Source organism: Paraburkholderia acidisoli (assembly GCF_009789675.1).
Taxonomy (GTDB): domain Bacteria; phylum Pseudomonadota; class Gammaproteobacteria; order Burkholderiales; family Burkholderiaceae; genus Paraburkholderia; species Paraburkholderia acidisoli.
In genome coordinates, this window is sequence record NZ_CP046915.1 from 570,831 (window position 1) to 588,352 (window position 17,522).

Here is a 17,522-nt window from a genome sequence, read left to right on the forward strand (position 1 = left end):
CGGCAACGCCCCCTAAAACCCCACCTCCAATCCCACCCGCTCCCCTTCCCGCACGCGGCTGATCGCGTGCTTGAGATTCACGCGATACACGCCATTTGCACCATGAAACGGCCGCTGCGCCGTCGCGATAATCGCCGCGTCGCCTAGCCCAAGCGGCACTACCATCGGGCGCGACTGCATGCGCGGACGCTGCTCCGTCATCACGAATTCGCCGCCCGTGAAGTCCTCGCCCGGCGCGGAAAGCAGCGCCACCACCTGAAGCGGAAACACGCGCTCGCCGCTCGTGCACTGATGCAGCGCGAGAAAATCCTCTGCCCGCAGGCGGCTCACATACGATTGCGCGCGCATTGGTGCTTCTGCGCGATCACGCTCGACAAACGCACTCCATTCCGCGGGATAGCGGTATGCCTCACCCAACGCCTCACTCCAGCCATTCGCAATTGGCGCGAGGTAGCGATACCAACCCTCGCGCCACGCCGCCAACGGCGGCGGCAAATTTGCGTCGAAATAAAACCGCTCACCGCGCCCAAGATCGACCGCTTCGAGCAACTCGCGCCGCGCTGCATTTTCCGCCAGCGTCGCGCGTGCCAGGGCGCGAGCTTCATCGGCATGAAGCCAGCCCGGCAACACCGCATAGCCTTCGCTGTCGAGTTGCGCCTCGATCGCGCGCCAGTCATAAGCGGCGAGCTGCGTGTCGATATGCGTACTCATCGCGCGTCGTGGAAAATCAGGCCGAGCGTGTGCCGTTTGCCGCTGCGAATCTGGCTCACGCCATGGCGCATCACGACCTTGCGCGTGCCGCCGCGCTTGCCCGCCGCCGGCCGCTGGTTCACCGTGAACAGCACGGCGTCGCCCTGCTCCAGCGCGATCACTTCGGCGTGCTGTCCGCTCGACGCGGTTTCGGTCATGACGAATTCGCCGCCCTCGAAATCGCGGCCCGGTTGCGATAGCAAGATCGCCATCTGCAACGGAAACACGTGTTCGCCGTAGAGATCCTGATGCAGACAGTTGTAATCGCCCGCGCCATATTCGAGGATCAGCGGCGTCGGCCGCGTCTGGCCCGCGCGATGGCATTCGTCGAGAAACGCCGCGAGTTCGAGCGGGTAACGCACGTCGAGTCCCATCTGCGCATTCCAGCGATTCGCGATGGGCGCGAGATACGGATACAGCGCGTGGCGCAGCTTGTGCAACAGCGGCGGCAGCGGATACGCGAAATACTTGTATTCGCCGCGCCCGAAGTTGTGCCGCGCCATCACGATACGCGAGCGAAAACAGTCGTCGCGCGAGTAAAGCGCCGCGATCTGCCCGCACTGCGCCGCACTCAACACCTGCGGCAACACGGCATTGCCGCGCGCATCGAGCGACGCCTCGATCGCGGACCAGTCGAAGCTGCGGGACGCGCGTCGCTCGGCGCGAGCGGGATCGGCGGTGGTAGTGGAAATGTCGGTGGCGGTATTCATCGCGGCAATTCGAAGGCGGGACAGTTCCAAGCTTACGCGAAGGCGCGGCACGCGCCGATCCGCTTCTTGCGCTGCAATTCAGATACGCAGCTTCTCGACGTTCGCGAGCAGGTCGGCCATCAAGCCGCGCAACCACACGATGCCTTCGTCCTGGTCGAAATGCTCGTGCCAGTGCATCGTGACCGGCGCCTTCGGCAGCGGCACGGGCAGCGCATAGATGCGAAACGTGCCCGAGCGATTGAGGATGCGCGCGAGCCGCTCGGGCAGCGTCGCCATCAGATCCGTCGATGCCAGCACGCCCGGCACCGCCACGAAATGCGGCAGCGCGAGCGCGATGTTGCGGCCCACGCCCTGCGCGCGCAGCGCGTCGTCCATGGCGTGATGGCTATGCTCGAACGAGCGCACCTGCACGTGCGTCGCGGCCACGAACTGCTCGAGCGTGAGCGCGTTACCGCGCGGCAGCCGTTCGCGCTTGCGCGTCATGCACACGTACTGTTCCTCGAACAGCAGCGCATGGCGCGTACGCGGCAGCAACGCAGGCAAATTGCCCACGGCGAAGTCGAGCCGGCTCGAGCGCAGCGCCTCTTCGATCTGCTCAACGGGCAACGGCTCCACGTGCAGCTTCACGCGCGGCGCGACCTCGCGCAACGCGGCGCAGAGCGCGGGCAAATACGCCATCTCGCCCGCGTCGGAGAGCGAGAGACGAAACGTGCGTGTGCTCGTGGCCGGGTCGAAGCTTTCCGCATAACGCAGCGCCTCGCGCACCGAATCGAGCGCGCGCCCCACGATCTCCGCGAGTTCCAGCGCCACCGGCGTGGGCTGCATGCCGTCACGCGTACGCACGAACAAGGTGTCGTCGAACAGCGTGCGCAGGCGCGCGAGCGAATAGCTCACGGCGGGCTGCGAGAGCGCGAGGCGCTCGCCCGCTTTCGTGAGGCTGCGTTCTTCGACGATCGCCTGAAACACACGCAGGAGATTGAGGTCGATATGGTCGATGGAGGTCGTCACTGGCTCGGTCATATAGGCGCCGCTGATGCGCACGCCGGAGGTTCATCGATGGCATGCATGATCGGCGAAACGCGCAGGCGCTGTCAACGCGCCCGAATTTTGCCGACAAACGCGCGGCGAATCTCGCCGATATTTCGGCATCCAAACTATTTCGCCGACAAAAATTCCCACCAGGTGCACTGCAACATCGCAGCACCCAAAATCAGCCAGATTTATGCCGTCAATAATATTGATGAATTTGACAGATAACGGCTGCGGCAACCAGACTCATCCCATTACCAGACGAGGAGAAAAGCCGTATGGGCAGCATTGACGACAGCGCGACGCTCGGCACCGCCACCGCGGTCCGGAGCGCACCGGCACTAACGCTGCCCGCCCTGCTCGCGGCACGCGTGCAACGCAACAGCGTCGCGCCGCTGTTCTCCGACCGCAAGCTGCGCTGGAGCGGCGCCGAAGCCGTGGATATCGCCGCTCGCCGGGCCGGCGCGCTCGCGCAACACGGCATCCGCCGCGGGGATCGCGTCGCGCTGCTGTGCAGCAATCGCAGCGAATTCATGGAGATCGTGCTGGGCTGCGGCTGGTTGGGCGCCGTGGTCGTGCCGATCAACACCGCTTCGCGCGGCATGCAACTCGAACACATTCTCGCCAACTCGGGCGCGAAGCTGATGGTGGCGGAAACGCATCTGGTCGGCGCCGTGCTCGCACTCGATCACAGCAAACTCGCGCTCGAATCGATCTGGCTGATCGAAAGCGAAGCCAGCCAGGACGACGCCGGCGCCGCGCCACTCGCCAGCCCGATCCACGCGCAACCGCTGCCGCCGCGTGGCGAAGCCCTTGCCGCGGCCGATCTCGGCGACGGCGAAGCGCTCGCGATCCTCTACACCTCGGGCACCTCGGGCCTCTCGAAGGGCGTGATCTGCCCACACGCGCAGTTCTACTGGTGGGCGCGCCACACGGCGAGCCACCTCGGCGTCGTGCCCGGCGATGTGCTCTATACCTGCTTGCCGCTCTTTCACACCAACGCGCTCAACGCCTTCTTCCAGGCGCTCACGCACGACGCGGAACTGGTCGCGGACCGCCGCTTCTCCGCGAGCGGCTTCTTCGGCGCGCTGATCGAGACGAACGCCACGGTCACCTACGTGCTCGGCGCGATGGTGCCGATCCTGCTCGGCCGCGAGGCGCAGCCGCAGGAACGCGCGCATCGCGTGCGCATTGCGCTCGCGCCCGGCGTGCCCGGTCACTTCCAGCAGGAATTCACCGACCGCTGCGGCATCGCGCTGCTCGACGGCTTCGGCTCGACGGAAACCAATTTTGTGATCGGTGGCGGTATCGCCGATCAAAAGCCCGGCTACATGGGCAAGCTCGTCGCGGGCTTCGACGCGCGCGTGGTCGACGACAACGACCGCGAAGTGCCCGACGGCGAGGCGGGCGAACTGATCGTGCGCGCCGACGAACCCTACGCCTTCGCGAGCGGCTACTTCGGCATGGCCGAGAAGACCGTGGAGGCGTGGCGCAATCTCTGGTTCCACACGGGCGACCGCGTGGTACGCGAAGCAGGCGGCTACTACCGTTTCGTGGACCGGCTCAAAGACGCGATCCGCCGCCGCGGCGAAAACATCTCGTCGTACGAAGTCGAGCAGGTCCTGCTGAGCCACCCGGCGGTGGAAACGGCCGCCGTGTTCGCCGTGAAATCCGAATTCGCCGAAGACGAAGTGATGGCCGCGCTCGTCTTGCGCGCGGGCGAGACGCTCGACGCACTCGACCTGATCCGCTATTGCGAGCCGCGTCTGCCGTATTTCGCGGTGCCGCGCTATCTCGACTTCGTCGCCGATCTGCCGCGCACGGAGAACGGCAAGATCCAGAAGTACAAGCTGCGCGACGTGGGCATCACGGCCACGGCGTGGGACCTCGAAACCTCGGGGTATCGGCTGAAACGCTCGTAGGAAGGAACGTAGCAACGCAGGTCGCAACTCCGTACCGGCGCGGCCCACGCGCTGTACAAACGCAGTACAGGCACGGACACAAGCAGGCAAAAAGACTCGCGCGAGGAGACACGCGCGCTCGCATAACGCAGCATTCCCATCGTCGGTGCCGCCCCACGGCACCAGGAGAAGCAGCATGGCAAGCACCCAGACCTGTTCCGCAGGCGCGTCCGACCCCAACGCGCCCGGCGCAAAATCCGCGGCGCTCGATCCGCGCGCGCTGCGCCGCATCGTGATGGCGTCCGTCGCGGGCAACGCGCTCGAATGGTACGACTTCTTTCTCTACAGCACCGCCGCCGCGCTCGTGTTCGGCGAACTCTTCTTCCCCAAGGGCACCGACCCGCTGATCGGCACGCTCGCCGCGTTCGCGGGCTTCGCCGTGGGCTTCGCGGCGCGGCCGATCGGCGGCATCCTGTTCGGCCATCTCGGCGACCGTTACGGCCGGCGCGGCGCGCTCGTCTGGACGCTCTCGCTGATGGGCGGCGCGACCTTCCTGATCGGCCTGTTGCCCACCTATTCGCAAGTGGGCATGTGGGCGCCCGCGCTGCTCGTGCTGCTGCGTATCGTGCAGGGCATTGCCTCGGGCGGCGAATGGGGCGGCGGCGTGCTGATGATCAGCGAGTCGGCGCCTGCCGAAAAACGCGGCTTCTACGCCTCGTGGAGCCAGATCGGCGTGGGCGGCGGCTTCGTGCTGTCGGCCGCCGTGTTCTTCGTCGTGCAGACGCTCGCGCACGACAGCTTCATGAGCTGGGGCTGGCGCATTCCGTTCCTGCTCTCCATCCTGATCTTCGGCGTGGGCGTGTATATCCGCTCGACGCTGCCCGAAAGCGCCGAGTTCGCCAGGACCGAAGCGGCGGGCAAGACCTCGCACACGCCCGTGCTCGAAGCGATCCGCAAGCATCCGCGCGCGATTCTCGTGGCGATGGGGCTGCGCGTGGCCGAGAACGGCGGCTCGTACATCTTCCTCGCGTTCTCGCTCGTGTACGGCAAGTTTCTCGGCGTGCCGGGTCCGGTGATGCTCGCGGGCGTGATGGTCTCGATGATGGTCGAACTCGTGACCATGCTGCTCTGGGGCCGCCTCTCCGACCGCATCGGCCGCAAGCCCGTATATCTGATCGGCGCGATCGGGCTGATCGTCGTGGCGTTCCCGTTCTTCTGGCTGCTCGACACCAAGGTGCCCGCGCTGATCTGGCTCGCGCTGCTGCTCGGCAACGCCGTCTGCCATGGCGCGATGATCGGCACGCAGCCGAGCCTGATGGGCGAACTCTTCAGCACCGAAGTGCGCTATTCGGGCATGGCGCTCGGTCACGAAATCGCCTCGGTGTTCGCGGGCGGACTCTCGCCGCTGGCCGCCACGGCGCTGCTCGCGAAGTATCACGCCGCGTGGCCGGTTGCCTTGATGTTGATGGCGATGGGCGCGATCACCGCGATCGCCGTGCTCTGCACCCGCGAGACGGTCAAATCCCGGGCCAATCCCACCCTTCGCTAAGGAACCCGAAGCAATGCGATCCCGTCCTTACGATGGCGCGCTGCTGTGCGCCGGTGTGGAAGTGCCGTACCGCCGCCAGGCGCCCGACGCGAGCACCGGCGACCTGCTTGCCCAGGCGTTCGCGGCCGCGCTCGAACAGTCTGGCTTCGCGGCGCGCGAGGTCGACGGCCTGGGCGTGGCCTCGTTCACGCTCGGCCCCGATCACGCCATCGACATGGCCTGGCGCCTCGGGCTTTCGCCGCGCTGGTGCATGGACGACTGCCACGGCGGCGCGAGTGCGATCAATCTGTTGCAGCATGCGATCCGCGCGATCCAGAGCGGCGACGCCAACGTGATCGTGCTCGTTTCCGGCGACCGTTTCGAGCCCGCCGACTTCAAGCGCCTCGTGGAGCACTACAACCTCACCACGCGCACGTGGCTGCGCCCGCTCGAAAGCGGCGGCCCGAACGCGTTGTTCGCGATGCTCACGCAGCGTCACGCCGAACGCTACGGACTCACGCGGGCCGACTACGGCGCGCTGTGCGTCGCGCAACGCGCGTGGGCCGAGCGCAATCCGCTGGCCGTGTATCGCACGCCGCTCACGCTCGACGCGTATCTGGACGCCCCCATGGTGGCCGCGCCGCTCGGCCGCTTCGACTGCGTGCCCGTGGTGTGCGGCGCGAACGCCGTGGTGGTGGCGCGCGCCGACCTCGCGAAGCCCGGCCGTCACGTGGCCGTGCGCGCGCTTCAATGCAACTACAACCCCGACCATCAGGCCGGCGACGGCATGCAAACCGGCCTCGCGGCCATCGCGCCCGCGCTGTGGGAACAGGCGCAGGCGCAACCCGGCGACATCGACATGATTTCGGTCTACGACGATTACCCCGTGATGTCGCTCGTGCAACTCGCCGATCTCGGCTTCGCGCCCGACGGCGACCTGCGCGCGCTGATCGCTCGCATCGCCTCGCACGAACTGCCCGTGAACACCTCGGGCGGCCAGCTTTCGGCGGGCCAGGCGGGCGCCGCGGGCGGCATGCACGGCCTCGTGGAAGCGCTCACGCAATTGCGCGGCGCGGCGGGCGAACGTCAGGTGGCCGATGCGCGCCTCGCGCTCGTGAGCGGCTATGGCATGGTCGAATACCGCTACGGCATGTGCGCGAACGCCGTGGTGCTCGAAGCAACGGCAGGAGACGCACGATGAGCCCGCTCGAAGTCTTCCGCTGCAATGCATGCGGCACCACGCTCTTTCCCGCGCGCTACTTCTGCCCCAGCTGCGGCGGCGCGCAGTTCACGGCGCTCGCGGCCACGCGCGGCACGGTGGTCGCGGCCACGGCGGTGCTGCATCGCGTGGGCGCGCAGGCGAGCGGCGACCTGCATCTCGCCAGCGTCGCCACGGACCTGGGCCCGACCGTGATCGCGCGGCTCGACACGGCCATCGCCGCGGGCGCGACGGTCGCGCTCGAGGTCGACGAAACCCAGCGCATTCTGGCGCACCCGCTGTAGCCACGCGCCGCTCGTACACCACCAGCAGTTTCGATAACGATTCTTTGAAAGGGGAAGCCGTGAGAAAGCCGTTTGCCTACACACTATGTTTCGGCATGCTTACGATGTGCGGCGTCGCGCAGGCGCAGAGCAGCGTGACGATGTACGGCATCATCGACGATGGGTTGACGTGGACGAGCAATCAGGGCGGCCACAGCGCGGTACAGATGCAAGGCAGCATTTCGCAAGGCAACCGCTGGGGCTTTCGCGGCAACGAAGACCTGGGCGGCGGCACGAGCGCGATCTTCCGGCTCGAAGGCGGCTTCAATGGCAACACGGGCGCGTTGAGCCAGGGCGGCCGGCTGTTCGGGCGGCTCGCTTATGTAGGTCTCAGCAACACCCGCTACGGTACGCTCACGCTGGGCCGCCAGGGCGAGGCGATCGGCGACTATATCGGCGTGCTTTCGGCGAACGGCACGCTGCCGGGCGGCATTCTGTTCCCGCACCCGGGCGATCTCGACAACAACGGTATCGACTTTCACCTGAACAACGCCGTGCGCTACGTCACGCCCACCATCGCCGGGTTCAGCGGCATGGCGAGCTACAGCTTCGGCGGCGTGGCGGGCAACATGGCGCAGAACAGCGCAAAGTCGTTCGCCCTGCAATACGTGAACGGCGGCCTGCAGCTCGTGGGCGCTTACACGGCGATCGACCACCCGGCGCAAGCCGTGACCGAAGGCGTATGGACCGCGTCGAACACCGTGGACGGCAACTACGGTCTCGCGGCCGCCAGCTACAAGGTCTTCGGTCTGGGCGCGGCCTACACGTTCGGCTCGCTGCGCCTGAGCGCCGACTGGACCCACACGCAGTTCGGCGATCTCGACCCCACGCTCGGCGCGAAGATCAACGGTCACGTGACCTTCAATATTGGCGAAATCGTGGCGGCGTACATGCTCACGCCCACGCTGCAACTGGGCGCCGCGTACAGCTATACCGAGGGCAACGTCTCCGCCACGGGCCAGGCGCCGCATTACCACGAAGCCGACGCCAGCCTCGACTACTACCTCTCGAAGAGCACCGACGTCTACGCGAGCGCGACCTATATGCGCGCGGGCGGCGGCGCCGTGGCCGATCTCGCGCCAGTGCTCGCGCCGTCGAACTCGATCAACCAGGTGGCGTTGCGCCTGGGCATCCGCAAGAAGTTCTGAAACCGGCGTGATCGTCGAGAAAAAAGGGCGCTCGCGGGAGCGCCCTTTTTCTATGGAATTCCCCAATTATCGGCGGCGGCAAGACCGAGAAGAATTGATGGCATAACCGCGCGCGCAAACTGGCCTCGTTCTTGCATCATGAGAACCCGAGAGCCGGTCGGGCAATTTCACGAACACCGGCACGGACGCCACGTTTTCGCTCCCCACATCGCATGCTCAGCCCATCCGTTCCCTTCGCGTCGAGCCTCGAGCGGCCCAACCTCGACAGTTGGCACCGCGAACTGAATGGCGCGCAGGATTTCGATCAGGTCACCGAGGTCGTCGGCCGCGCGTTCAAGCCGCACGCGATGACGCTGCGCGATCCGCATCGGGCACTCAATACGCACCTGTACTCGAAGAAAGTGGGGCAAATTTCGCTGCACCTGCTCGAATATGGTGCGGAGGTGAAGGTCGAGCCGGACTGCTTCGACGGTTTCGTGCTCGTGGAAATCCCGTTGCGCGGCGGCGGGCGGTATCGCTGCGGGCGCGAGTCGCTCGACGGCGACACCAATCATGCCGTAGTGATGTCGCCGGGCAAGCCGGTGCATCTCGATCTCGCGCCGTCGCTTTCGCAGTTGATCGTGAAGCTCGACCAGCAACTCGTCGATCGCACCTGCGCCGCGCATCTCGGCTATCAGACGCGCGACCCGGTGAGCTTCGATCTCGGGCTCGACCTGAACGGCCGCGCCGGTCGCGCGTGGATGAGCACGCTGCGCCACGTGATCGAAGGCAGCGAGACGTTCCCCGAATTGCTCGACAACGCCATTTATTGCGCGCATATCGAGCAGATGCTGATCGACGCGCTGCTCTATGCGCATCCGCATTCGCTCTCGCACCGTTTTGCGCTCACGCGCGCGTTGCCGTCGGTCGCGCCCGCGTATGTGCGCCGCGCCGTGGACTACCTCGAATCGCACGCGGCCGAGCCGATCACGATCGAGACGCTCGCCGAAGCGGTGGGCGTGAGCGCACGCGCGCTCTTCAACGCGTTTCGCAGCACCTTCGACCAGACGCCCATGGGCTATCTGCGTGAATTGCGCCTGCATCGCGTGCGCGAGGCGCTGCTCGCGGGCGCGCCGCAAGCCGACAACCTCACGCAACTCGCCATGCAATGGGGCTTCTTCCATTACGGGCGCTTCGCGCAGTACTACGGCGAGCGCTTCGGCGAACGCCCGCAAGATACGCTGCGCCGCGCGCGCGCCGGCGCACGCGGTCCGGCGCAGTAAACCGGGCGCGCGAAGCCACGCGCGCCGCGGCTTACGCCACCTCGCGCATCGGCATCACGCCACGCTCGCTGGCATCGCGCGACGCTCGCGCGTACCCGTTGGCCGATGATGCGCCGCGCGGTTGATCTGCTCGATCACCCACGGGTTGCTCATCGCCGCACGCACGGTGGCCGAGCGCACCTCGTCGGGCAGGAACGCCACTTCGCCATAAAGCGTGGACCACTTCTGGCAATGGTCGACGAGCGGCCGCTCGCGCGCTTCCCACGCTTCGAGCGCGGCCGGAATCTGCTCCGCACGCTCGACGCCTTCGAGCGCGCAGGCGAGCGCGAGGCCGTTCTGCATCGCCATGCCGCCGCCCTGGCCGAGATTGGGCGGCTGCGCATGCGCGGCATCGCCGAGAATCGCCGTGCGGCCCGCCGACCACGCGCTGCACTGGATGATGCTGTACACGCCCCAGCTCACTTCCGGGCCAATGCGATCGATCAAATGCGCCCACTGCGCAAACGCCTCGCTCCAGAGCGCCTTGTCGATGCGCGTGTCGCGCGCCGCGCGATCGCTTTCGGGGCAGGTGAGCGCGAGATAGATCTGCGTCTCGTTGATCGGCGTGACGAGAAAGCGGCGGTTGCCATTCCAGTTCTCGATGTACTTGCCCGCGTCGGCCGCCGCAATATCGCCGGGGCGCCGTTCGATCACCGTGCGCAGCGCGCCTTCCACGGTCTGCTGATGAAACGTTTCCAGCCCGAGCGCCTCGCGCACGCGCGACCAGATGCCGTCCACGCCAATGGCGAGATCCGCGCGCACGAGATCGCCGTTCGCGAAACGCAACTCGCCGCGCGGCGTCGCGCCGATCACTTCCGACGACGTGACGACCTTCACGCCCGCGCGCAACGCCGCGTCGCGCAGCGAATCGAGCAGCTGGCTGCGCTTGACGGTGATAAGGCGCCGCTCCGCGCCCACCGGCGCCGAATCGATCACCGCGCCGTGCTTGTCGCGCTGCTCGAACGCGACGCCTTCGAACGCGTCGCGCACGGCGTCGTCATAGGCGCCGAGCGCTTCGAGCACGCGCAGGCCGTTCTCCCAGATGTAGATGCCCGAGCCCGAGGCGCGCAGCGCGCTCTGGCGCTCGTAGACGGTCACGTCCCAACCGCGTTGCGCGAGCGCGGTCGCGGCGGCGAGGCCGCCCAGACCGCCGCCCGCGATGATGGCCGACAGTGTCTTGTTCATGTATGTGCTCTCCTTCGTGATGCTTTCGTGTTGCCGATGCGGGCGGGTGATGCGACGAAACCTGCGCTCACACGAGCCATGCGGCGTCCGGCGTCGCGCTCGTGAGGTCCGGCTCCGCGCCGCGGCGCACGTACCATTCGCTGTGCTGGCCGTCCGGATCGACGAGGAACATCGCGCGTTTCCACGGCAGATCGACCACGCGCGCGGGCGTCATGCCGCGCTCGGCCAGGCGCGCGAGCGCCGCGTCGAGGCTCGCTTCGTCGGCGAGTTCGAACGCCGCATGATGGTAGGACGCCGTATCGCCCGCGACCAGCACGAGGTTGTACGGATACGCGCCGTGACTCGCGGCGAGCCACGCGATGCCGGGCGCGCGGCGCACCGCGTGCAGGCCGCCCACGCGCGTGTAGAAGTCGAGCATGGCGTCAAACCGCGCCGTGACCAGCACCGCGTGCGTGATGCGGCGCGGGTGCACGGCCGCGCCTTCCACGTGGCGTAGCGCGGGCGCGTCGTCGTACAGGCCCACTTGCGACGGTTCCTGCGCGGCCGGGTCCCACGTGCTCGTGAGCAGTTCCATCTCGCCACACAGCACCGAGCGCCAGTCTTTCACCGTGTCGCAGTAGAACTCGTTGTAGTTGCGGTCGGGGTCGAAGACGTAGACGCTATGCGCCACCTGATGATCCACGGTGATGTCGAGCGGCACGCCCGCGTCGCGCAAACGCCGCCACGCGGCCACGAGTTCCGCCTCGTTTTCCAGCTCCCACGCGAGATGATTGAGCCCCGGCTTCAAGCCGATGGTGCCCGGCAGTTGCAGCAGCCCGTTGCGGCCGTAGCGGTCCACGCCGCCCGTGGTCTTCATCATGCCGAGGTCGTGCGGCGTGTGGCCGGTGCCGAGAAACGTGGCTTGCAGATCGGGTTCCCAGAACTCGATGTTCAGGCCGCACACGTCGCGATAAAACGCCTCCGAGCGGCCCAGGTCGTCGACCCAGAGGTTGACGTGGCCGAGCCGGCGCGGCGCGAAATAGTCCGCCGACGGCGTGGATCGCGCGGCTTGCGCGCGGGGCGTGGGTGTCGGTGACGTCGATAAAGCCGGTGACGTCGGTGACGTCGATTGCTGCGGGGAAGACATGAAGCGCACTCCTTCTCCGAAAGAGGTCGGGCAAAGCCGCACGTCGCGCGCGCGGCCCGTGGGATGAGAGGTGGCGCCCGCCCGGCGCGGCATGCCCGAGGTCGCTGACACAGCACGACATCGGTATCCAATCGGCACTCAATCAGCACTCAATCAGCACCCGATCGGCACGAATACCCATGCGGCGCTTTCCGGCGAGGCGTGAGGCGATCTTATCGACGGCGCAAGCCGCCGTGACAAGCCGCGCGCATTTCGATGCGGGAATCGGATGTCCGCTTCATTTTCCGGACTGCGGCAACCCCGCCCCTTGCCCAACAATGCGTTCACCGCACGACGCTCACGCGTTTCGCATGCTCCAGCGCGCCGTGCGCCGCGCCGCATTCACCATCGATCGACGCCGGCCCGCGCCGGCAAGGCCAGGGAGACTCTTCATGCTTTGGACGCAAACCAGCCCGGCCGAGCGCCGGGCGATCCGCACGTGGCAGTGCTACGCCCTCGCCATCGGCATACTCGGCGAACTCTTTCTCGCCGGCGACTGGTACGGCTTCGCGGCCGTGATGACCTTCGTGTCGCAAACCCTGCATCTGAGCCCCGCCGAAGCCGGTTTCGTGCAGGGCGCATTCGCGATCACCTACTGCATCGGCATGCTGTTCTGGTCGCCGTTCGCGCGCAAATGGTCGGCGCGCAAGCTGTTCGCGATCGGCCTGCTCGGCACCGGCGTGTTCATGCTCGCGCAGGCCGCGGCGGGCAGCTTCGCCGAACTCGTGGGCGCGCGTCTGCTGATCGGCTTCTTCGACGCCGCCGTGTGGGTGGGCACGATGAAGCTGATCGTGGGCTGGTTTCCCGCCGAGCGCCACGGCGCGACCATGGGCACGCTGCTCGCGGCGTTCAGCCTCGCCATCACGCTCGACTTCGCCGTGGGCATTCCCATGGCCGTCTCGCTCGGCTGGCGCGCGTTTCTCGTCACGCTCGGCGTGCTCACGCTGCTGGTGGGCGTGATCGGGCTGCTGACGATCAAGGGCAGCCCGCAGGATCTCGGCCTCGCGGCGTTCCGCTGGCAGGCCGGGCCGGAGCCGTCGCATCACGGCGGCGGCGAAGTCGCGCTCTCGCAGATCTTCCGCGCGCGCTGGATCTATATCGGCTGGCTCGCGATTTTCGGCGATACCTTCGCGCTCGCCGCCACCGCCACGTGGGTCGTGCCCGCGTTCATCCAGCAGCAAGGCATGCCCGTGCAGAACGCCGCGCTCATCGGCACGTTGATGGGACTTTCGCAGGTCGTGTTTCTGCTGATCGGCGGCTGGCTCTCCGACCGCATGTCGCGCGTCACGATGATCCGGCTCGGCGCGGCGCTCTCGCTGGTTTCGGCGCTGAGCTTCGTCGCGGCCACGCACTACCCGATGTCGTGGGGCATGCTGCTCGCCATCGCGGGCGCGAGCGGCGTGGCGGTGCTTTCGGGCGGCGCGATCTTCAGCCTCGTGAGCGAGAGCTACGGCGAAAAACTCGCGGCCACGGCCATCGGCTATGCGGAACTGGGCGGCATCGTTTCGACCTTCATCGCGCCCACGCTGATGGGCGGCGTGATCGATGTGACGCATTCGTTCATGGCCGCGTTCATGGCGTTTTTCGTGGTGGAAGCGGTGATCCTCGTGGCGCTGCTCGCGATTGCCGCGAAGCGCAGCACGGCGCCCGCCGCCGCCATCGCGCACTGATGCGGGAGCGAGGCGCATGCAAAACGACACCGCACGCGAGATCGACATCGATCCGCACAACGAAGCGAACTACAACGTGCGCCAGCGCCACGCCGACGCGCTCGACGTGATGAGCGCGTGGAAGCGTTACGCGGCCGAGGCGCGCGAGCAACTCGCGGGCTGGCGCGAAGCCGCATTCGGTTCCGGCGACGACGAGCGCATCGACGTTTTCCCCGCTGCCACGGAAAACGAAGCGAAGGCGCCCGCCGTGCTGTTCATCCACGGCGGCTACTGGCAAGGCGGCGACAAGCGCGACGTGTCGTTCGTCGCGCCGCTGCTCGTGCGCGCGGGAGTGACGGTGGCGATCAACAACTATGCGCTCGCACCGGGCGCTTCGCTCGACACGATGCTCGCGCAAACGCGCGCCGCGCTGCGCTGGCTGCACGGCAACGCGGCACGCCTCGGTATCGACGCGAATCGCCTCTATGTGATGGGCCATTCGGCGGGCGGCCATCTCGCGGCGATGATGCTCACCGAGCATGGCACGAACGACGACGCGCCCCTGCGAGGCGCGATTGCGTTGAGCGGTCTGTTCGATCTCGCGCCGCTCGTGACCACAAGCATCAATCGCGCGCTCGGGCTGGACGCCGCGCAGGCGCAACGCCTGAGTCCGGCGCGGCTCGAGCGATGCGGCCGCGCGCCGGTCTACACGCTCGTGGGCGCCGACGAAACGCCGGGCTTCTTCGAGCAGCAGGCGCGGCTCGGCGAGCACTGGCACGACGTGCACGCGCTCGCGCCCGCCACGGGCAAGCATCACTACACGATTCTCGACGTGTTTCGCGAACCCGCGAACGCAACGCTCGCCGACCTTACCGGCATTCTCACTCGCAACGTGCACGACTAAAACAAACGGGACCCACGTGAAGACAACCTTGATGACGCGGGCCGCGGCGGCGGGCGCGGCGGCCTGCCTCGCGGCTTCGGCCGCCCATGCGCAAAGCAGCGTGACGCTGTACGGCAATCTCGACACCGGCCTCACGTATTTCAACAACGTCGGCGGCAAGCATTTCGCCGGCACCGAGGACGGCAACTTCATCCCCGACTTCTTCGGCCTGCAGGGCAGCGAGGATCTGGGCGGCGGCCTCTCGGCCATCTTCAAGCTCGAAGCGGGCTTTCTGCTCAGCAGCGGCAAGTTCACCGTGGCGAATCAGCTGTTCCAGCGCGAAGCCACGGTTGGCCTGAGTTCGGCACGCTACGGCACGCTCAAGCTCGGCCATCAACCGAGCTTCATGTTCGACGTGCTTTCGCCGCTGAGCACCGGCTATATCGGCGGCGGCTTTCCCACCTTTCACCAGGGCAATCTCGACGAACTCGCCAATACCTTCGAATTCGACAATTCGGCCAAATACCTGAGCCCGAGCTACGCGGGCCTCTCGTTCGGCGCGCAATTCGGCTTCGGCAATCAGGCGGGCAATTTCGCCAACGGCCGCAATTACGGCTTCACCGTGCAGTACAAGAACGGGCCGCTCAAACTGGGCGCGGTCTACGCGAACGAGAACGACCGCTATCTGGAGTTTGCCGATTCCATCGGGCTCCGCAGCTTGCTGGGCACGCCGCTGCCCGCCGGCGGCATGGTCGCGAACCGCGTGCAGAACTGGGGCGCGGGCGGCAGCTACGCGCTCGGCAACTGGCTGTTGCACGCGATGTTCACGCAAACGCGCATCGACATGCCCACGGCGAGCGCGAACGCCAATACCGTGGACGCGGGCGTGAGCTATACGCTCGCCACGGTGGATACGATCGGCGTGGGCGGCGCCGTCGAAAATCTCGACGGCGGCCATTGGGTCACGCTGAGCCTCTCGAATCTGTACTCGATCTCCAAACGCACGCTGCTTTACCAGCAGGCGATGTATCAGCGCGCGTCCGGCGCGAACGCGGTGGCTGCGCTGCTGGGCGCGGGGCAGGCGTCGGGGCGCTCGCAGGTCGGGCTCGCGATCGGCATTCAGCACTTCTTCTGAGCGCTTCTACGTGAGCTGGTTCGCGACCATCCAGCCCGAAGCGCCGCCCAAACCCGGCCCCGGATGCGTCGACGCGCCGATCTGATACAGGTTCGCGTACGGCGTGGCGTGCACGCGTTTGCCCCGCTCGCCCGCGAACGGCCGCAGCCAGAAGAACTGGTCGGGCGAGCACACGCCCGAATACGGGTCGCCGCCCACGAGGTTGCAGTTGAGCTGCTGAAGGTCGCCGGGCGAATACGCGCGCCGCCCGACGATCTTCGCGGCAAGGCCGGGCATGACCGTTTCGAGGCGGCGCTGCACGCGGTCGGCCACCTGCTCGCGCACCGCCTCGGTCCAGCCGCCGTCCGCCGGTACCGCGATCTCGCCCGCCGCGTCGCCCACGAGCCGCGCGGGCATCTCCTGCAATTGCAGCCAGAGAATCGCGCCGCCCGCGGGCGCGCGGCTCGGATCGACGGCCGTGGGCTGGCCGATGGCGATGGTGGGCCGCGCCGGAATCAGCCCGTTGTTCGCCTGCGCCACGGCCATGCACACCGACTCCATGCTCTCCGTGAGATGCACGAGCGGCACGCGCGCGAGGTCGGGCGCGCACCACTCGGGCGCGGACGAGAGCGCGAAGTGGATCTGCATGTCGCCGCGGCCGAACTGATACGCTTGCGCGCGTTCGCGCCACGGCGCGGGCGCCTCGGGCAACAGCCGCCCGTACAACTGGCGCGGCGTGACATTGCAGACCACGGCCTGCTTCGCGCGCCACGTCTTGCCGCCCGATTTTTCGTCGACGGCAACGCCCACGGCGCGGCCGTTTTCCGTGAGCACGCGCTCGACGTCGGTGCCGGTGAGAAACACGCCGCCGTGCCGCTCGATCACCGCGCGAAACGCCTTCACGATGTTCGCGCTGCCGCCCTTCACCACCGGCATGCCACCCGCGACCACGGCCGCGAACGTGAGCTTGCCGATGAGCGCCGAGCCGGCGTCGTCGGGGCCGAGGCCCGTGTGCAGCGTCCACGGCGCGATGGCGGCGCGCGCGAGGTCGGAGTGCAATTCGCGCGTGCCCCAGCGCCGGAAGTTTTCGAGCGCGCCGCCCACGAACGCCGCGAGGCCGTCCACGCCGCGCGCGCGCCATTCGCGCCACAGCAGCTTCACCATCTTCCAGCCGTACGGATTCTCGCCGAGCAAGCCGAAGGTCAGCGCCGCGTCCGCGCCGAACAGGCGTCCCGCCGCCGCCGCGAACGCCGCACCGTCGCCCGCGTGCAAGGCGTCGAACTGGCGCGCGATATCGGCAATATCCGTGCGGAACGCCATGGCTTCGCCCGTGGGCGTGACGATACCGGTCGAATACTCGCCCTGCACGAATTCGAGCCCCTGCGCGTGCAATTCGTCCTTCAGCTCGGCATACGCAGGACTGCCGATGAAGAGCGGATACCACGACGAGAGCACGTCATGCGTGTAGCCCGGAAACAGTTCCTCGCTGCGAATGCAGCCGCCCGGCTGCGCGTTGCGCTCGATCACCACCACGCGCTTGCCGCGCCGCGCGAGCACCGCCGCGCACACGAGCGAGTTGATGCCGCTGCCCACGATGACGACATCGGTTTCTTCCAT

Annotated in this window: 15 protein-coding genes; 9 read left to right on the top strand and 6 right to left on the bottom strand. The window is 67.3% G+C overall.

Annotated elements, in window-relative coordinates; genetic code table 11:
- Positions 1-12: 12 nt before the first annotated feature.
- The 3 genes from FAZ98_RS24730 to FAZ98_RS24740 all read right to left on the bottom strand — a co-directional run bounded on the left by FAZ98_RS24730 (position 13) and on the right by FAZ98_RS24740 (position 2,480).
- The gene (locus FAZ98_RS24730) at positions 13-630 is read right to left on the bottom strand and encodes a 2OG-Fe(II) oxygenase (protein ID WP_325072850.1); all 618 of its coding nucleotides are present in this window, start codon (positions 628-630) and stop codon (positions 13-15) included.
- 77 nt (positions 631-707) lie between these two features.
- The gene (locus tag FAZ98_RS24735; protein ID WP_158954990.1) at positions 708-1,460 is read right to left on the bottom strand and encodes a 2OG-Fe(II) oxygenase; all 753 of its coding nucleotides are present in this window, start codon (positions 1,458-1,460) and stop codon (positions 708-710) included.
- A gap of 78 nt (positions 1,461-1,538) precedes the next feature.
- On the bottom strand, positions 1,539-2,480 hold the full coding sequence (locus tag FAZ98_RS24740) for a LysR family transcriptional regulator (protein WP_158954992.1): 942 nt from the start codon (positions 2,478-2,480) through the stop codon (positions 1,539-1,541).
- A gap of 287 nt (positions 2,481-2,767) precedes the next feature.
- On the opposite strand from FAZ98_RS24740, the gene FAZ98_RS24745 reads away from it, so the two are divergent.
- The 6 genes from FAZ98_RS24745 to FAZ98_RS24770 all read left to right on the top strand — a co-directional run bounded on the left by FAZ98_RS24745 (position 2,768) and on the right by FAZ98_RS24770 (position 9,870).
- Entirely contained in the window at positions 2,768-4,411 is a 1,644-nt protein-coding gene (locus FAZ98_RS24745; protein ID WP_158954994.1) for an ATP-dependent acyl-CoA ligase, read from the top strand.
- Positions 4,412-4,586: 175 nt separating this feature from the next.
- Complete coding sequence (locus FAZ98_RS24750; protein WP_158954996.1) at positions 4,587-5,939, top strand: MFS transporter; 1,353 nt, start codon at positions 4,587-4,589, stop codon at positions 5,937-5,939.
- A 13-nt stretch (positions 5,940-5,952) separates the two neighbouring features.
- Positions 5,953-7,119, top strand: a complete 1,167-nt coding sequence (locus tag FAZ98_RS24755; protein ID WP_158954998.1) for a thiolase family protein — start codon at positions 5,953-5,955, stop codon at positions 7,117-7,119.
- The gene (locus FAZ98_RS24760; protein ID WP_158955000.1) at positions 7,116-7,421 is read left to right on the top strand and encodes a Zn-ribbon domain-containing OB-fold protein; all 306 of its coding nucleotides are present in this window, start codon (positions 7,116-7,118) and stop codon (positions 7,419-7,421) included. Before FAZ98_RS24755 ends, FAZ98_RS24760 begins: the two co-directional genes overlap by 4 nt.
- Before the next feature lie 95 nt (positions 7,422-7,516).
- Positions 7,517-8,608 carry a porin gene (locus tag FAZ98_RS24765; RefSeq protein WP_158956488.1) on the top strand — a complete coding sequence of 364 codons (1,092 nt, stop codon included), beginning with the start codon at positions 7,517-7,519 and terminating at the stop codon, positions 8,606-8,608.
- Positions 8,609-8,820: 212 nt separating this feature from the next.
- The gene (locus tag FAZ98_RS24770; RefSeq protein WP_158955002.1) at positions 8,821-9,870 is read left to right on the top strand and encodes an AraC family transcriptional regulator; all 1,050 of its coding nucleotides are present in this window, start codon (positions 8,821-8,823) and stop codon (positions 9,868-9,870) included.
- Positions 9,871-9,924: 54 nt separating this feature from the next.
- Here FAZ98_RS24770 and FAZ98_RS24775 read toward each other — a convergent pair whose 3' ends face one another.
- Complete coding sequence (locus FAZ98_RS24775) at positions 9,925-11,094, bottom strand: FAD-dependent oxidoreductase (protein WP_158955005.1); 1,170 nt, start codon at positions 11,092-11,094, stop codon at positions 9,925-9,927.
- A 67-nt stretch (positions 11,095-11,161) separates the two neighbouring features.
- Positions 11,162-12,220, bottom strand: a complete 1,059-nt coding sequence (locus tag FAZ98_RS24780) for a VOC family protein (RefSeq protein ID WP_158955007.1) — start codon at positions 12,218-12,220, stop codon at positions 11,162-11,164.
- Between the two features lie 431 nt (positions 12,221-12,651).
- Here FAZ98_RS24780 and FAZ98_RS24785 point away from each other — a divergent pair, with 431 nt between their 5' ends.
- From FAZ98_RS24785 to FAZ98_RS24795, 3 genes are read left to right on the top strand one after another with little or no spacing between them, the layout of a single operon-like run.
- On the top strand, positions 12,652-13,929 hold the full coding sequence (locus FAZ98_RS24785; protein ID WP_158955009.1) for an MFS transporter: 1,278 nt from the start codon (positions 12,652-12,654) through the stop codon (positions 13,927-13,929).
- 16 nt (positions 13,930-13,945) lie between these two features.
- A complete protein-coding gene (locus tag FAZ98_RS24790; protein ID WP_158955011.1) occupies positions 13,946-14,812 on the top strand; it encodes an alpha/beta hydrolase in 867 nt (288 codons plus the stop codon).
- A 16-nt stretch (positions 14,813-14,828) separates the two neighbouring features.
- The gene (locus tag FAZ98_RS24795) at positions 14,829-15,926 is read left to right on the top strand and encodes a porin (protein WP_158955013.1); all 1,098 of its coding nucleotides are present in this window, start codon (positions 14,829-14,831) and stop codon (positions 15,924-15,926) included.
- Positions 15,927-15,932: 6 nt separating this feature from the next.
- Here FAZ98_RS24795 and FAZ98_RS24800 read toward each other — a convergent pair whose 3' ends face one another.
- Positions 15,933-17,522 (bottom strand): phytoene desaturase family protein, encoded by a 1,590-nt coding sequence (locus tag FAZ98_RS24800; RefSeq protein ID WP_158955015.1) that lies wholly within the window; start codon positions 17,520-17,522, stop codon positions 15,933-15,935.

Excerpts from the sequence above, each read along its gene's own strand:
- FAZ98_RS24735 (WP_158954990.1), bottom strand. The coding sequence starts at position 1,460 with ATGAATACCGCCACCGACATTTCCACTACCACCGCCGATCCCGCTCGC.
- FAZ98_RS24740 (WP_158954992.1), bottom strand. The coding sequence starts at position 2,480 with ATGACCGAGCCAGTGACGACCTCCATCGACCATATCGACCTCAATCTC.
- FAZ98_RS24745 (WP_158954994.1), top strand. The coding sequence starts at position 2,768 with ATGGGCAGCATTGACGACAGCGCGACGCTCGGCACCGCCACCGCGGTC.
- FAZ98_RS24750 (WP_158954996.1), top strand. The coding sequence starts at position 4,587 with ATGGCAAGCACCCAGACCTGTTCCGCAGGCGCGTCCGACCCCAACGCG.
- FAZ98_RS24755 (WP_158954998.1), top strand. The coding sequence starts at position 5,953 with ATGCGATCCCGTCCTTACGATGGCGCGCTGCTGTGCGCCGGTGTGGAA.
- FAZ98_RS24760 (WP_158955000.1), top strand. The coding sequence starts at position 7,116 with ATGAGCCCGCTCGAAGTCTTCCGCTGCAATGCATGCGGCACCACGCTC.
- FAZ98_RS24765 (WP_158956488.1), top strand. The coding sequence starts at position 7,517 with ATGCTTACGATGTGCGGCGTCGCGCAGGCGCAGAGCAGCGTGACGATG.
- FAZ98_RS24770 (WP_158955002.1), top strand. The coding sequence starts at position 8,821 with ATGCTCAGCCCATCCGTTCCCTTCGCGTCGAGCCTCGAGCGGCCCAAC.
- FAZ98_RS24775 (WP_158955005.1), bottom strand. The coding sequence starts at position 11,094 with ATGAACAAGACACTGTCGGCCATCATCGCGGGCGGCGGTCTGGGCGGC.
- FAZ98_RS24780 (WP_158955007.1), bottom strand. The coding sequence starts at position 12,220 with ATGTCTTCCCCGCAGCAATCGACGTCACCGACGTCACCGGCTTTATCG.
- FAZ98_RS24785 (WP_158955009.1), top strand. The coding sequence starts at position 12,652 with ATGCTTTGGACGCAAACCAGCCCGGCCGAGCGCCGGGCGATCCGCACG.
- FAZ98_RS24790 (WP_158955011.1), top strand. The coding sequence starts at position 13,946 with ATGCAAAACGACACCGCACGCGAGATCGACATCGATCCGCACAACGAA.
- FAZ98_RS24800 (WP_158955015.1), bottom strand. The coding sequence starts at position 17,522 with ATGGAAGAAACCGATGTCGTCATCGTGGGCAGCGGCATCAACTCGCTC.